At 40.1% G+C, this 14,497-nt stretch carries 14 protein-coding genes and 1 tRNA gene; 5 read left to right on the top strand and 10 right to left on the bottom strand.

What is annotated here, in order from left to right:
* Positions 1 to 101: 101 nt before the first annotated feature.
* The 5 genes from Q0212_RS15045 to Q0212_RS15025 all read right to left on the bottom strand — a co-directional run bounded on the left by Q0212_RS15045 (position 102) and on the right by Q0212_RS15025 (position 4,412).
* Positions 102 to 1,052, bottom strand: coding sequence for a ribose-phosphate pyrophosphokinase (locus Q0212_RS15045; protein WP_297927016.1), 951 nt, complete (start codon positions 1,050 to 1,052; stop codon positions 102 to 104).
* Between the two features lie 81 nt (positions 1,053 to 1,133).
* Positions 1,134 to 1,208, bottom strand: a tRNA-Gln gene (locus Q0212_RS15040).
* Entirely contained in the window at positions 1,207 to 2,049 is an 843-nt protein-coding gene (ispE, locus tag Q0212_RS15035; RefSeq protein ID WP_297927015.1) for a 4-(cytidine 5'-diphospho)-2-C-methyl-D-erythritol kinase, read from the bottom strand. Before ispE ends, Q0212_RS15040 begins: the two co-directional genes overlap by 2 nt.
* Positions 2,049 to 2,732, bottom strand: coding sequence for a lipoprotein insertase outer membrane protein LolB (gene lolB, locus Q0212_RS15030; protein WP_297927013.1), 684 nt, complete (start codon positions 2,730 to 2,732; stop codon positions 2,049 to 2,051). Before lolB ends, ispE begins: the two co-directional genes overlap by 1 nt.
* Before the next feature lie 3 nt (positions 2,733 to 2,735).
* Complete coding sequence (locus tag Q0212_RS15025) at positions 2,736 to 4,412, bottom strand: tetratricopeptide repeat protein (protein WP_297927011.1); 1,677 nt, start codon at positions 4,410 to 4,412, stop codon at positions 2,736 to 2,738.
* 140 nt (positions 4,413 to 4,552) lie between these two features.
* Between Q0212_RS15025 and hemA the strand changes: the two genes are divergently transcribed.
* The 5 genes from hemA to Q0212_RS15000 all read left to right on the top strand — a co-directional run bounded on the left by hemA (position 4,553) and on the right by Q0212_RS15000 (position 9,929).
* Positions 4,553 to 5,809, top strand: a complete 1,257-nt coding sequence (hemA, locus tag Q0212_RS15020) for a glutamyl-tRNA reductase (RefSeq protein WP_297927009.1) — start codon at positions 4,553 to 4,555, stop codon at positions 5,807 to 5,809.
* A gap of 92 nt (positions 5,810 to 5,901) precedes the next feature.
* The gene (gene prfA, locus Q0212_RS15015; protein ID WP_297927007.1) at positions 5,902 to 6,987 is read left to right on the top strand and encodes a peptide chain release factor 1; all 1,086 of its coding nucleotides are present in this window, start codon (positions 5,902 to 5,904) and stop codon (positions 6,985 to 6,987) included.
* Between the two features lie 6 nt (positions 6,988 to 6,993).
* Entirely contained in the window at positions 6,994 to 7,824 is an 831-nt protein-coding gene (prmC, locus tag Q0212_RS15010; RefSeq protein WP_297927005.1) for a peptide chain release factor N(5)-glutamine methyltransferase, read from the top strand.
* A gap of 12 nt (positions 7,825 to 7,836) precedes the next feature.
* Positions 7,837 to 8,604 carry a molybdopterin-synthase adenylyltransferase MoeB gene (locus Q0212_RS15005; RefSeq protein ID WP_297927003.1) on the top strand — a complete coding sequence of 256 codons (768 nt, stop codon included), beginning with the start codon at positions 7,837 to 7,839 and terminating at the stop codon, positions 8,602 to 8,604.
* Positions 8,604 to 9,929, top strand: a complete 1,326-nt coding sequence (locus tag Q0212_RS15000; protein ID WP_297927081.1) for an AarF/ABC1/UbiB kinase family protein — start codon at positions 8,604 to 8,606, stop codon at positions 9,927 to 9,929. Before Q0212_RS15005 ends, Q0212_RS15000 begins: the two co-directional genes overlap by 1 nt.
* Before the next feature lie 16 nt (positions 9,930 to 9,945).
* Here the strand turns inward: Q0212_RS15000 and phrB are convergent, their stop codons facing one another.
* From phrB to Q0212_RS14975, 5 genes are all read right to left on the bottom strand, one after another.
* On the bottom strand, positions 9,946 to 11,379 hold the full coding sequence (phrB, locus tag Q0212_RS14995; protein WP_297927001.1) for a deoxyribodipyrimidine photo-lyase: 1,434 nt from the start codon (positions 11,377 to 11,379) through the stop codon (positions 9,946 to 9,948).
* 5 nt (positions 11,380 to 11,384) lie between these two features.
* Positions 11,385 to 12,302, bottom strand: coding sequence for a MerR family transcriptional regulator (locus Q0212_RS14990; RefSeq protein ID WP_297926999.1), 918 nt, complete (start codon positions 12,300 to 12,302; stop codon positions 11,385 to 11,387).
* 38 nt (positions 12,303 to 12,340) lie between these two features.
* Entirely contained in the window at positions 12,341 to 12,868 is a 528-nt protein-coding gene (locus Q0212_RS14985; protein WP_297926997.1) for a DUF3833 domain-containing protein, read from the bottom strand.
* Positions 12,869 to 12,872: 4 nt separating this feature from the next.
* Positions 12,873 to 14,078, bottom strand: coding sequence for a cyclopropane-fatty-acyl-phospholipid synthase family protein (locus Q0212_RS14980; protein WP_297926995.1), 1,206 nt, complete (start codon positions 14,076 to 14,078; stop codon positions 12,873 to 12,875).
* Positions 14,075 to 14,497, bottom strand: a 423-nt coding sequence (locus Q0212_RS14975; RefSeq protein WP_297926993.1) for a DUF1365 family protein, incomplete at its 5' end; no start/stop codon positions are given. The genes Q0212_RS14975 and Q0212_RS14980, both read right to left, overlap by 4 nt.

The raw sequence follows: 14,497 nt of genomic DNA, 5'->3' as shown, positions 1-14,497 counted from the left end.
TTCAGCATCTTGCGACCAGATACTGAGGTTATTAGTATCACCTAAACGTGATACTTAGAAAAACAGGCACTTAAAAAGTACCTGAGAAAATCGTTTTATGATTAGAATAAATCAAACATTGCGCTGATAGATTCTTCATTATTAATGCGACGAACTGTTTCGGCTAACAATGGCGCTAAAGACAATTGACGAATACGGCCACTGGCTACTGCCTCAGCAGATAAAGGAATGGTATCCGTGACTACTAATTCATCCATTGCGGAGTTAACAATATTTTTGATTGCCGCACCCGATAAAACAGGGTGGGTACAATAAGCAACCACACGACGTGCGCCATGTTCTTTTAAAGCAGCGGCAGCTTTACACAATGTACCAGCAGTATCAACCATATCGTCAACAATAATACAGTCACGGCCAGAAACGTCACCAATGATATGCATCACTTGAGATTCGTTAGCGCGGGCACGACGTTTGTCGATAATGGCTAAATCAACTTCACCTAACTGTTTAGCAACCGCACGGGCGCGAACTACACCACCTACGTCAGGCGAAACGATCATTAAATTATCAAACGATTGTTTTTGTAGATCGGCTAATAACACAGGTGAACCGTAAATGTTATCAACAGGAATATCAAAAAAGCCTTGAATTTGGTCGGCGTGTAAGTCAACCGTTAATACACGGTCAATGCCTACCGAGGTAATCATATCGGCAACTACTTTGGCAGTAATCGGTACACGTGCAGAGCGTGGGCGACGATCTTGGCGTGCATAACCGAAGTAGGGGACAACTGCTGTAATACGGCCAGCACTTGCACGACGTAAAGCATCAGCCATGACAATTAATTCCATTAAATTGTCATTGGTAGGTGCGCAAGTAGATTGCAAAATAAAGACGTCTTTACCACGAACATTTTCATTAATTTCGACAGAAATTTCCCCATCAGAGAAGCGAGTTACTTGCGCTCTGCCGAGAGGAACATGTAAACGGTCAACGACTTTTTGTGCGAGTTCAGGATTGGCATTGCCAGTAAAGACGACCAAATTAGGCATTTTGCTTTACACTATCAAAAAGTAGCATTAACAAGATAACAAACGGCTGTTAAATGTTGATTGCTATTAATAATAAGAAGATGGCAGGGGTGGCTGGATTCGAACCAACGCATGGCGGGATCAAAACCCGCTGCCTTACCGCTTGGCGACACCCCTAAGAGAGATATTTTTGCAATGCTTTGTGTGCAGGCGAGAGATTGTAGCCTCTTGTCACAAAGCCGTCAACTGTTGATTTTGCTAATATTTTATTGGCTTGTTCAACACTTGAGCAGTCAACAAACACACAACAACCTGTGCCAGTGAGTTTGGCATTGCCAAATTGTTTTAACCACAATAGGGCGTTTTGAACAGGAGGATATAGCTCGCTGACTATCGCTTCACAGTCATTTTGGCCATGCTGTGCAGCGTGGGGCGAAACTGTAATAGGCGGTGTATTTCTTGTCAATGCTGGATGGGTAAAAATCTCACGAGTGCCTATTTTGCAATCAGGTTTGAGTACAACATAGACAGGTTCGGGTAACTCTAGGGGGGTTAAAGCCTCACCAACACCTTCTGCCCATGCTGCACGACCATAAACAAAAATTGGGACATCAGCACCCAAAGATAAACCTAACTGAGCCAATTTTTCATTTGGCCAGTGCAAATTCCATAAAATGTTTAATGCTAATAGTGTGGTGGCCGCATTAGATGAGCCTCCCCCTAAGCCTGCACCCATAGGAATGATTTTGTTTAGATGAATATCTACACCAAGATGGCTTTGACTTTGCTGTTGTAACAGGCGTGCTGCTTTAACAATTAAGTTGTCTTGACTGGCAATATCAGCCAAAGCAGGACTTAGGGTAATCATGCCATCTTCACGCAGCGTAAATGTTAAGGTATCAGCATAATCTACAAACTGAAAAATAGTTTGTAGATTATGATAACCATCGGCACGTTGTCCTGTGATGTGCAAAAATAAGTTGAGTTTTGCAGGAGAGGGCAAAGTAATGGTCGTCATTATTGAGTTGCTACAATCTGTGGTTGCCACTCATTAATTAAAACCGTCATATTAACATTGGGGCCAGTGACAACAATTTTTTGGGGTAAAAATTGACTGTTAATATAACGATAATTTTTAAAATCAGCTTGCCAATTACCTTCTCGCACACTTTCGAGTTGACCTGATGTTGTATAATTCAATACTGCATCAGTTGTCGCAGGGCGACCTTCAAGCCAAAATTTTAAATAAGAAACTGGGGCTGTCCAGCCAAAAGCTTGCTCAAATAATGCTTCTGGTGTTTGTGCCGTGACTTCACCTGTTTTAGCACTTTGCAAAATAACGCCTTTGCTATTGCCAATTAATGTTGTGCGTCCTTGACCTAATGGGCCAATTAGAATAATACGATAGTCTTGAGTGTCTTGTTGCCAATTAAAATAAGCACTACCACCTTTTTTGCTGCCGTTTTCATCAATCATTTTAACAGCAAGCTTGCCAGAAGCTGTCCACATACTGAGTGGGTTTAATGCAGGTAATTGAACTGAATCAACATCTTCAGCAATTTCGAGTTTGGCTAAGGGATGTTGTTCGGCGATTGGTGCAGGTGTAGGGACAGTATAAGCTTCCTTATAATGTAAAATTGCAGATTGGCTAGCACAACCACTTAATAAAATTAAGCTGGTAGCAGTAAAAAAATGTCTCACGCTTCATTTCTCCCATTGCGCGCGATGCTTCAAAACGGCTTCACTGTTTGGTTTTTGCGTCAAAAGTTCCTGCCAAATTTTAGCAGCTTCTGCTTTAAAACCGCAAACCCATAAAACTTCAGCTAAGTGTAACCCAATTTCTTCGTCTTTGGATGCGGCATAAGCCTTTTTAATATACGTCAACGCTTCAAATAAGTGGCCTTGTTTGTACAACAACCAACCAACACTATCCATAATAGCGGGATCATTGGGTTTTAGTTTAATCGCTTCGCGCAAATAACGATCAGCTTCTTCAAGTCGATTTGTTCTGTCTGCTAAGGTGTAACCATAAGCATTGAGGTAACTAGGATTTTTGCTGTCTCTTTTAAGAAGTTCGAGCATATCTAGTTCAAACCGAATTAAATCATTTCGCTTTTCGGCTAATAATGCACGGCTAAATAATAACAGATTATCTTGAGGAAATTTGTTGATGGCATCGGCAAGAACAGCATAAGCTTCATCTAATCGTTGATGATCTCGCAAAATTTCGGCTTCAACAGCATAGAGTGTATTAGCAATTTCGGGGTGTTGTTGTCGAGATTCATTAAATTGTTGGCGCATTTGCACATCACGTTGATCTTTAATTCTTAAACTGGCTAATTCAACTTGTGCACTTAAAAAACGATCACCATCGTTTATTTGGCTAAAATAAGACTCTGCCTGACTCAAATTATTTTGTCGTTTGGCAATCATCGCTAAATAATAAAAAGCTTCGTCAACATTACTATTTAAAACAATGAGTTTATTAAAACTTTTAATGGCTTGTTCATCATGTTGGTTATCAAAAGATAACAAGGCATGCATGAGTAACATTTCTGTATTTTGAGGCTGTCTTAGTAGTTGTTGCGCTAGTTTGGTTTCGGCAGCGTTATATTGTTTATCATTAATTAAAGCTCGTATGTAGTGCATGTTAAGCTGAGGACTATTAGGTGTTTTTTGTAGGCTTTGTTCTAGCAGTTTAATGGCTTTATCGCTTTGTTTATTGAGTGTCAACAATCGGGCTTGTAATAAAACCGTGGGAATACTCCGCGGATTGAGCTTTTGAGCTTTTTCAATAAAAATTAAGGCTTGTTTATAGTCACCTGTTTCTCCGACCAATAAGCCATGTGCAAATAGTAGATGAGGATTATCAGGATAATTTTTACTTAAATTTTGAATCGCGTCTAAAAGTTGTTTGCGTTGTTCGGGAAGGCTTGGGTAAGCACTTAAAAAAAGAGCTTCTAAGTCTGATTCAGGCTCTAGTAATAATAGTTTATCTATCGCTTCAATGGCTTGATTATATTTTTGTTTTTTGAGCGCATGATAAGCCAGCTGATAATAAGCCTTTTGATCTTTAGGCGTTGTTTCTATCCAGAGCTTGGCTAAGTTTAAACCTTGTTCATTATCTTGTAAAAAGTTGGCAATTTGTAATGCTCGTTCAATAATGGCTTTATCTTTAGTTTGTTGTGCTTGTTGACTATATTGTTCCAAAGCAAGATTAGTTTGGTTGCGTTGTAGAGCTATTTCGCCCAGTAATAATCCATATAAACTGTCATAACTCAAGTTATGATTATTTTGCGGTGTGTTTGCATAACTGAAGTTGGCTAATGTGAGAGTGATCAACGCTGTTGTACGATAAATCTTAACCAATGTTTTGTTCATGGTAATGGTGTTAATCCCGTTTTAAGTAACTTGCTTGGCTGACTATAAACAAAAATGTTGCCCTTGTTTGTAATCCGTTTGAAAAAAATCCTGCTTTCGCGCACAATAACCACCCCCTAGCTAATTGTTGTTTCCCTTTTATGGGTTTTATCGCGCTCGGCATTAATCATAAAACAGCTTCTGTGCATTTACGCGAAAAAGTTGCGTTTTTGCCAGAGTTTTTACCTCATGCTTTGCAGGTGGCTTGTGCTCGTGCAGAAATTAATGAGTTGGCGATAGTTTCAACCTGTAATCGTACCGAGTTTTATGGTATTGCCAATGATAGCCAAAAATTATTGCAATGGTTAAGTCAAGAGCGACAAATTTCATTAACAGAATTACAAACATCTATTTATTTACATCAAGATCAACAAGCTTTACGTCATTTGATGCGTGTAGCCTCTGGTTTAGATTCAATGGTATTGGGTGAGCCACAAATTTTTGGCCAAGTAAAAGTTGCTTATCAACATGCTCAACAAGCAGGAACAGTTGGCTCTCAGCTAGATCGAATTTTTCAACAGGCTTTTGCTGCAGTAAAACGTGTTCGTACCGAAACGGCGATTGGTGCAAATCCTGTGTCGATTGGTTTTGCGGCAGTGCAATTAGCCAAACAAATTTTTACCGACCTTACCAAAGCTAATGCTTTATTGGTTGGGGCAGGTGAAATGATTAGCTTGGTGGCTAAGCATCTTAAAGAACAGGGTATTAAACACATTACCATTGCCAATCGCAGTTTAGAGCGTGCTGAAAATTTAGCAGCAGAGTTGGGTGGTGCAAAAGTCGTGTTACTGGCCGATTTGGCCGAAGTTTTGCCCCAAGCAGATATTGTTATTAGTTGTACAGGTAGTCAGTTGCCTGTGATTGGTAAAGGTATGGTTGAGCGCGCCTTAAAGAAGCGTCGTTATCAGCCGATTTTTATGGTTGATATTGCTGTTCCACGTGATATTGAACCCGAAGTTGATGATTTAGAAGATGTTTATTTATATACCGTTGATGATTTAGAAAGCACCATTGAAGAAAATCGTCGTGCCCGTCAACAAGCAGCACAACAAGCCGAACAATTAATTGAACAATGTGCCATAGAATTTGGCCATCAACAACGTGCCCAAGCTGCCAGTGGTTTGGTGATGGCTTATCGTCAGCAAGTTGAAGAATTACGATTAGCCGAAATTGCTAAAGCACAACAATCCTTAGCCCAAGGTGTGAATCCTCATGACGTATTAGAGCGTTTATCTCGTAATTTGACCAATAAATTGATGCATACCCCGAGTGTCCAACTCAAACAAGCAGCAGCAAACAACGCTCATGATAAGTTAATGTGGGCGGCTGAGTTGTTAGGTGTGCAGCAAAACGAATAGTCGGTCAAACAACTTATCTGTATCTTATAAAACTTCTATACACTCCCTAGTGATTGTTCACTAACGAGACACGAAAAAATTTTGAGTTAATTATGAAAGCATCTATCCGTAGTCGCTTAGAACAGTTAAGCGAACGTTATGAAGAAGTGACCGCCTTATTATCTGACAGTAGCACGATTAGTGATAACGAAAAATTTCGTAAATTATCCCGTGAACACAGTGAGTTAGGTGAAATTACCCAAGTATGGCAGGCATTTTGTCAGGCCGAGCAAGATTTGGCCACTGCACAAGAAATGAAAACTGACCCAGAATTTAAAGAAATTGCTGAAGAAGAGATTGATGCGGCATTAAAACGTATTGATCAATTAACTGAACAGCTTAATGTGTTAATGATTCCAAAAGACCCGAATGATACTTGTCCTGTATATTTGGAAGTTAGAGCGGGAACGGGTGGTGATGAGGCGGCTATTTTTGCAGGCGATTTATTTAGAATGTATTCTCGCTTTGCGGAGCGTCAAGGTTGGCAAGTAGAAGTGATCTCTTGCAACGAAGGTGAGCATGGCGGTTATAAAGAAGTGATTAGCCGTGTCAGTGGTGAAGGTGTATATGGCACGCTCAAGTTTGAGTCGGGTGCACATCGCGTACAACGTGTTCCCGAAACTGAGTCCCAAGGTCGTGTTCATACTTCTGCGTGTACGGTGGCGGTGATGCCAGAGCCTGAAGAACAAGCCGCGATTGAAATTAATCCTGCCGATTTGCGTGTTGATACTTACCGTTCGAGTGGTGCAGGTGGTCAGCACGTTAACAAAACTGACTCAGCTATTCGTATTACCCATATTCCAACTGGTATTGTTGTTGAATGTCAGGAAGAGCGCTCGCAACATAAAAACCGTGCTAAAGCAATGAGTTGGTTAGCGGCTAAATTAGAGTCTCGTCAACGTGAAGCACAACAACAAGCCACCGCCACTATGCGTCGTGATTTGGTCGGTAGTGGTGATCGTTCTGAGCGTATTCGTACTTATAATTTCCCTCAAGGTCGTTTAACAGATCATCGAATCAATTTAACGTTGTATCGTTTAGATGCAGTGATGGAAGGTGATTTAACCGAAGTGGTTGAGGCTTTAGCACGCGAATATCAAGCTGACCAATTGGCAGCATTAGCCAATGATGAAAGCTAATCTGATATGACTCTAAGCATTCAACAGTTCCAACAGCTTGCCCGTCAGCGTTTAAGTAACGAAGATGCTGCTTTAGAAATAGAGCTAATGTTGTGCCATGTGCTTAATAAAAATCGGACTTTTTTGCGTACTTGGCCAGATTCATTATTAACAGACGTTGAATTAAATCAGCTTAATGAGTATTTGCAACAACGTGAACAAGGTGTGCCATTAGCCTATTTATTGGGTGAACGTGCTTTTTGGACATTGAATTTATCGGTTAGTCGCGAAGTATTAATCCCACGACCAGATACTGAATCTGTCGTCGAAAAAGTCCTGGCTTTGGGGCAGGGTAAACAGTGGCGTGTGGTTGATTTGGGCACAGGCAGTGGTGCGATTGCCTTAAGCCTTGCCAAAGAACACCCTGAATGGGTTGTGGTGGCAACTGACTTATATCCACAAAGTTTAGCAATTGCCCAACAAAATGCTGAAAAAAATCAAATTCCCAATGTTGAGTTTGTGCAGGGTTCGTGGTTTGAGCCATTGACTGGTTTATTTGATTGTATAGTCAGTAATCCCCCTTATATTATCGAAAATGATCCCCATTTACAGGCATTAAGTCACGAGCCACAACGCGCTTTGGTAGCTGCTGAACAAGGTTTAGCCGATTTGCGACATATTGTCCAATTGTCGGGCAAGTTTTTATGCGATCAAGGTTATTTAGTGTTAGAACATGGGTTTGACCAAGGCCAAGCGGTGCGTGATTTGTTACAAGCATCAGGATTTAGCCAAATTATGACGGGCCAAGATTTTGGTGGAAATGACAGATATACCGTAGCAAGACTGCATAAGTCTTAAATAGAGTCAAAAATGCTAACAGATGACGAGTTACTCCGCTATAACCGCCAAATTATGTTGCCCCAATGGGATATTGCTGCTCAAGAACGTATTAAAGCCTCTAAAGCTTTGATTGTCGGTATGGGCGGTTTGGGTTGTCCTGCTGCTTTATATTTGGCCAGTGCGGGTGTGGGCGAGTTGTGGCTTGCCGACTTTGATACGGTGGAAGTTTCTAATTTACAACGGCAAGTGTTATATCGAGATAGCGATATTGGCTCACCAAAAGCCCAAGCAGCGGCTAAACATTTGCAACAAGTGAATCCATATATTGTCCTTAGGCCAATGCTTGATGCTTTAAATGTCGATAACTTATTGGCCATTGTGCAACAGGTTGATGTGGTATTGGACTGTAGCGACAATTTTACCACACGTGATGCAGTGAATACGGCTTGTGTACAAGCCAATAAACCATTGATTTCGGCAGCTGCTATTGGTTTAAGTGGTCAATTGTCGGTGTTTGATGGTGGGCATGAGCATCGTCCTTGTTATCGCTGTTTGTATCCTCAAGCCGATGAACAAAGTATGACTTGCAGCGAATCTGGTGTTTTGGCGACTTTGGTTGGTGTCATGGGAACTTTACAAGCACATGAGGCATTAAAATGTTTAAGCGGTTTAGGAGAGGGGTTGTACGGCAAGTTACTACTATGGGACGCCGATATGCCCACATGGCGCACACTCAAATTTCGCAAAGATCCCGCTTGTCCCGTTTGTGGTCACGTTATCAGCAACAAGGTGAAATAATGAATCGTTATGCAACGTTTGGTAATGCTTTAAAAGGGATTGTTCGCATTGGTGAAACAACAGCCGTTTTAACGACAACAGGATTAAGTTGGTTGCGTGGTAATCGTCCACCTACACCTCGTTTAGTTCGGCAAACCTTTGAAAGATTAGGGGCAACATACGTTAAGTTAGGCCAGTTTGTGGCTAGTTCACCCTCATTATTTCCGCCTGAATATGTCAATGAATTTCAGTATTGTTTAGATAAGACGCAAGCTTTACCCTTTAAATATATTCGCCAAGTGATTGAAGAAGAGTTAAAACAACCCTTAGACAAAGTGTTTGCCAGTGTTGATGAAACGCCATTAGCGTCTGCTTCTATTGCCCAAGTTCATGCAGCAACTTTAATCACAGGTGAATCGGTTGTTATTAAGGTGCAAAAGCCTGATGTTAAAAATATTTTATTAACGGATTTAAATTTTATTTATTGGGCAACACGTATTTTTGAACGTTTATTTCCAAAAATTAAATTTGCTTCGTTATCAGCCATCGTATCGGAAATTCAAGAATGTATGATGGAAGAGGTTGATTTTTATAAAGAAGCCGAAAACATCAAACAATTTAACGAATTTTTAAAAGCCACCAATAATCCTTTAGCCATTGCGCCACAAGTGTACCCACAAGCATCCAGCTTGCGTGTGTTAACGATGGAACGTTTTTATGGTGTGCCATTAACCGATTTAGAAACCATTAAGCGTTATGCTAAAGATCCTGCAAACACTTTAATTAATGCCATGAACACTTGGTTTTCTAGTTTAATGTTTTGTGAATCATTCCATGCGGATTTACATGCAGGTAACTTAATGGTGTTAACCGATGGCCGTATTGGTTTTATTGATTTTGGCATTGTCGGTCGCGTTAAGCCAGATACATGGTCAGCAACGATGGCTTTTATGGAGTCAATTGGCACTGGTGACTTTGAAAAAATGGCCGATTCGATGATGAAAATTGGTATGACCAGCCAAAAAGTTAACACAACTGATTTAGCCAAAGATTTAGAAGTGATTTATCAAGCTTTTACTGTGGTTGATCCAACCAGTGTGTTAAATGGCGCGGTTAACGACAATGAAATTAATCAATTGATGTTGGAAATTGTCGCTGTTGGAGAAAAGCACGGCATTCGTTTCCCACGTGCGTTTGCTTTGTTATTTAAGCAAATTTTATATTTTGATCGTTATATCAAAATTTTAGCACCAGACATGGAGTTGTTTAATGATGATCGTTTGCAAATGTTTGGTAGCTTGGAAGATTTAAGTGGTAAAAAACCAAGCCCCAGAGTGTTACATTGAAACATTTAAAAGCGACTTAGGTCGCTTTTATTTTTTCAAACTGCTCAACTGCAAAGGCACACGCTTGTTTATGATTTACCATCGGTAATGGGTAATCTAAAAATAATTGTCGTTGTTTGCCGTGTGGTTCGTGAATGGTTTTGCTGTCTAAATGAGCGAGTTCAGGCACATAACGGCGAATGAAATCGCCATTGGCATCAAACTTTTGGCTTTGTAGTGCAGGGTTAAAAATTCTAAAATAGGGTGCTGCATCATTACCTGTTGATGCGCTCCATTGCCAACCGCCATTATTGGCTGCCAAATCACCATCAATTAAATGTTCCATAAAATAACGTTCGCCCCAACGCCAATCTATAAACAAATCTTTGGTTAAAAACATGGCTGTTACCATGCGTAAACGGTTGTGCATCCAACCAATGGTATTTAGTTGGCGCATCGCCGCATCAACAATCGGAAAACCTGTTTTTCCTTCACACCAGCGTTGAAAGTCAGCTTGGTCATGTCGCCAGACAATATTATCAGTGTTGACTTTAAAGGCTTTATGTTTGCATAAATGTGGATAAGCAACCATTAAGTGTTTATAAAAATCACGCCATGCTAATTCGCTAATCCAACAATCAATACCGTCACTATGACCATAAGCTTGTTGCTCATTAATTGCCGCTTGAAAACATTGTCTAGCCGAAATTGAACCAACCGCTAAATAGGGCGATAAACGGCTAGTACCTTCGGGATGTAATGGGTAATCACGATTATCTTTATAACCACGAATATGATGTTGGCAAAAAATATCTAAACGTTTTAGAGCCGCTTCTTCACCCGCAGGCCAATAAAGCTGTGCCGTTTCTTGACTAATGTGCGAGCTAAATGAATTTAATTGTGAAGGAATGGCGGTGACTTGTTGTTTTGACGGAAATTTTCGTGCTTGTGGGGCAGTTAATACCTGAATGCCATTTTGTTGAATATGTTGTAACCACGTTTTTTTAAAGGGAGTAAAAACAGTATAAAAACGGCCATCATTGGTTAATACACGCGATGGTGTGACAATACATTGGTCATCAAAACTAGATACCTGAACATTCAATTGTCTCAGTTGTTGCTCAATTTGGGCATCACGTTGTAATTCATTAATTTCGTATTGCTTATTATAAAAAACATGAGTGATGTTTTCTTTTTGACAAAATTTAACTAAATCAGTTATTTGGGAGTTAAAGTTAAGGCTATTTATAACAATTAATGGGATATTTAATTGCTGTAAACGGTTGCTAAGTTGTTGAACAGTCGCCAATTCAAATTCAACTTTACAGCCAGCCGTATGATGTTTTTGCCATTGTTCTGCACTGATAAAATATAAGCCGACCACCTCTGCTTGTGGATGTTGACAAGCAGCGGTGAGAGCGGTGTTATCAATGGTGCGTAAATCGGCACGAAACCACATTAAATGCTTCATGTTTATTACCTAACGATAGGTCTTAAATCTAAACCTTTTTGTCTACGCCATTGCAAAACCGCTTGGCGTGTTGCTGGCAGATCGTGAAAAATTTGTACTGCATCTATTTGACGGCGTGTGTTACGCATACCGCCACCGCCTGCCCAAATTTGTACACTGAGTGGTAAGCGAAAACGTAACTCTTCTAAAAAGTCGATGGCACGATTAGTAGGAAATGCAGCACTAAATGATAAACACACCACATCCATTTTATGTTTTTGTACTGCTTGAACAATTTCACGAATTGGCATTTGTGCACCAAATGAGATGGCATCGACTTGATCTAATCTAAACAAAGCTTCTAACATTAAGATACCTAAGGTATGCAACTCATCGGGCGCAGTAGTGAGCATAATCCGTGGTGCTTGGCTTGCAGGTCTCAATAAGGCAATATTTTGCTTAATCAAACTTTGAATTTCTTCGGTATATAAATGCTCTTCAAAAATCTCAATTTGGCCAGACATCCACGCATCACCCACCAAATTATTGGTATGTTGCACTAAATCTAAAATAAACGATTCTAAGCCCATTCTAATGAGTTGGTGATTGAGGTATTCACGGACACGGTAAGGGTCACGACCTTTAAGAATGGACAATAATTCCGATTCAATATTATTAGGTACAGCAGGGCTAGGATTGCCATGACTAGAACCGACTAACTCTTCTAGGGCTGGCATTTCCAAATTAATCACTTTACTGGGTCTAAAACCTGCATCTAATAAACGACGAATAATACGCAGTTTATTGATTTGCTCGGTGGGATAAACACGATCTCCTTGTGCATCACGTTGTGGTTGAGGAAAACCATAACGTCGCTCCCACATGCGTAATAATTCTTTAGAAATACCTGTTTCTCGTTCAACAGCATTAATGGGTAGTAACATAGCTGTTACCTCGTTAGTAGTAGGATTTAATAGGGTATTTATGAACTTTTCTTCCGAAAAAATAAGGTGACTTCACCTAAACGAAAGCCAAACTTAGACATGACTGCACGATTAACTAAAGTTTTATCATCATGCAAATACATCCAGTCATCAAAATTAACATGATAGATTTTGCCATTGACAGGCAAAGCTAAAGTGTATTGCCAATTTAAAACTGACCCTGACACTTGGCCTTTAGCAATACCAATCACATCGTCAGCACGACCAATGTATTGACCTTGGCCTGTTGCTTCTAAATACCAAATACGTTGTTGTTTGCTGCCATCGTCATAACTAAACTTTTCATCTAAAACGCCTTTATTGCCTTGCCATGTGGCAGTCATATCAACATGAAAACGTTTAATTAACTTGCCTGAGCGATCTTGAAACTGCCCCCAAGCCTCTAACTCCCCATTGAGATATTGCTTTAAATCTAAGCTAGGGGTGGTGTTTTTATACTGTTCTATCGGATTAGTCATACAAGCACTCAATAATAAGGAAGCACTGATTGCAGCAAATTTTTTCATGATGTTATTCTCGGGTGAGTAACACTTGGCAAACGCCAGTTCGTTTGGTTAAAAAACCTGCCTCGCAATACCAATAATAAAAACGCCAAATACGAATAAAGGCTTCATCAAAACCTAAAGCACGAATTTGAGGAAGTTGTGCATCAAAACTTTCACGCCATAATTTGAGAGTGTGCGCGTAATCTAGGCCAAAATCGACAAAATCGGTGATGGTTAAATCAGCTTGTTGACTTTGTTGATAGAGTTTTTCGGGTGAGGGCAGCATCCCACCGGGAAAAATATACTGTTGAATAAAATCAGTTTTTAACCGATAGTCATCAAAACGCTCATTACTAATGGTAATGGTTTGAATCGCTGCTTTGCCGCCTTGACGTAAACAACTAGCTACTTTGGCAAAATAAGTTGGCCACCATTGTTCGCCCACTGCTTCTAACATTTCAATAGAGACAATCGCATCATATTTACCGCGTAAATCACGATAATCACAAAACTTAAAATGAATTTGATTGGTATAAGGCTTATTAGCAATACGTTGTTCGGCATAAGCTAATTGTTCTTTAGATAAAGAAATACCTGTGACAAAACAACCATATTCACGTGCTGCATATTCGGCAAAAGCCCCCCAACCACAACCAATTTCTAAAATATGATCGCCTGCTTTAACGTTTAACTGTTTGAGTAAACGGTCGTATTTGGCGTATTGTGCTTGTTCTAGGCTTTGAGATTGGCCACTAAAATAAGCTGAGGAATAAGTCATTGATGAGTCGAGCCATAGACGATAAAAGTCATTACCAATGTCATAATGCGCATGAATATTCTTTTTACTATTGGCTTTGGTGTTGCGATTTAACCAGTGTTTAACCCGATAAATTAATGTTCCCAAAAAGCTACCATATAAGGCTTTATCAAGGGCTTGCTCATTGGCTAAGGCCAATAACAAGACATTAAGCATGTTGTCACTATCTATCCAGTCATCACGGTAAGCTTCAGCAACGCCAATATCACCACTTTGTAAAATCTTACTCACAGCAAGCCAATTTTTGATGTGTAAATCAGCTTCTATCCCTGCGTGTTTGCCATTAAAAAAGATTTTTTCTCCATCAGGTAAAGTCAGACGCATCGAGCCATATTCGAGTTTATCCAACATTTTTAAAAATAATGTCGCTTTAAATGGCACTTGATTAGATAACAAGGCGGAAGGAATACTCATGAACTAATCTCCATCTGTGGGGGTAATGGCTTGCGATGAAAAATTGCACCTTTACGCCATAGTTTTAAGGCTTGCCAATGAATACGCGCGACAACTAATACCGTTGTCCAACCTAATTTGGCGAGCTGTTGGCAAATATTGCTCAAGCTCAAATCTTGGGCTTGGCCTGTGACCACGGTTTTTAGGGTGAGTTGTTGATTAACAACATACTTAATCGCCACAGTGCGTGTGTTTTGCCGATGAATAAAACGAAATTGATATTCACCTTCAACCGCAAAAAAGGGTGAAACATGAAAAATCTTTTCGCAATTTAAAGTGGTGTGGTTATCAATTGCTTGATGATGAGAGGCAGTGAGTAAATAACAATGACGTTCGCCAAAGGTGTTGTTAACCTCACACAAAATCACCCGAAGCTGTTG

It is taken from the genome of uncultured Agitococcus sp. (assembly GCF_937920075.1).
Taxonomy (GTDB): domain Bacteria; phylum Pseudomonadota; class Gammaproteobacteria; order Pseudomonadales; family Moraxellaceae; genus Agitococcus.
Note: the sequence above shows the minus strand (reverse complement) of the source record. Positions and strands in the feature narration are given on the sequence as shown.

What these genes read in the sequence shown, in the direction of transcription:
- Q0212_RS14985 (WP_297926997.1), bottom strand. Translation starts at nt 12,868, where the DNA reads ATGAAAAAATTTGCTGCAATCAGTGCTTCCTTATTATTGAGTGCTTGT.
- Q0212_RS14980 (WP_297926995.1), bottom strand. Translation starts at nt 14,078, where the DNA reads ATGAGTATTCCTTCCGCCTTGTTATCTAATCAAGTGCCATTTAAAGCG.
- prmC (WP_297927005.1), top strand. Translation starts at nt 6,994, where the DNA reads ATGACTCTAAGCATTCAACAGTTCCAACAGCTTGCCCGTCAGCGTTTA.
- Q0212_RS14990 (WP_297926999.1), bottom strand. Translation starts at nt 12,302, where the DNA reads ATGTTACTACCCATTAATGCTGTTGAACGAGAAACAGGTATTTCTAAA.
- hemA (WP_297927009.1), top strand. Translation starts at nt 4,553, where the DNA reads ATGGGTTTTATCGCGCTCGGCATTAATCATAAAACAGCTTCTGTGCAT.
- Q0212_RS15025 (WP_297927011.1), bottom strand. Translation starts at nt 4,412, where the DNA reads ATGAACAAAACATTGGTTAAGATTTATCGTACAACAGCGTTGATCACT.
- phrB (WP_297927001.1), bottom strand. Translation starts at nt 11,379, where the DNA reads ATGAAGCATTTAATGTGGTTTCGTGCCGATTTACGCACCATTGATAAC.
- prfA (WP_297927007.1), top strand. Translation starts at nt 5,902, where the DNA reads ATGAAAGCATCTATCCGTAGTCGCTTAGAACAGTTAAGCGAACGTTAT.
- Q0212_RS15005 (WP_297927003.1), top strand. Translation starts at nt 7,837, where the DNA reads ATGCTAACAGATGACGAGTTACTCCGCTATAACCGCCAAATTATGTTG.
- Q0212_RS15045 (WP_297927016.1), bottom strand. Translation starts at nt 1,052, where the DNA reads ATGCCTAATTTGGTCGTCTTTACTGGCAATGCCAATCCTGAACTCGCA.
- Q0212_RS15000 (WP_297927081.1), top strand. Translation starts at nt 8,604, where the DNA reads ATGAATCGTTATGCAACGTTTGGTAATGCTTTAAAAGGGATTGTTCGC.
- ispE (WP_297927015.1), bottom strand. Translation starts at nt 2,049, where the DNA reads ATGACGACCATTACTTTGCCCTCTCCTGCAAAACTCAACTTATTTTTG.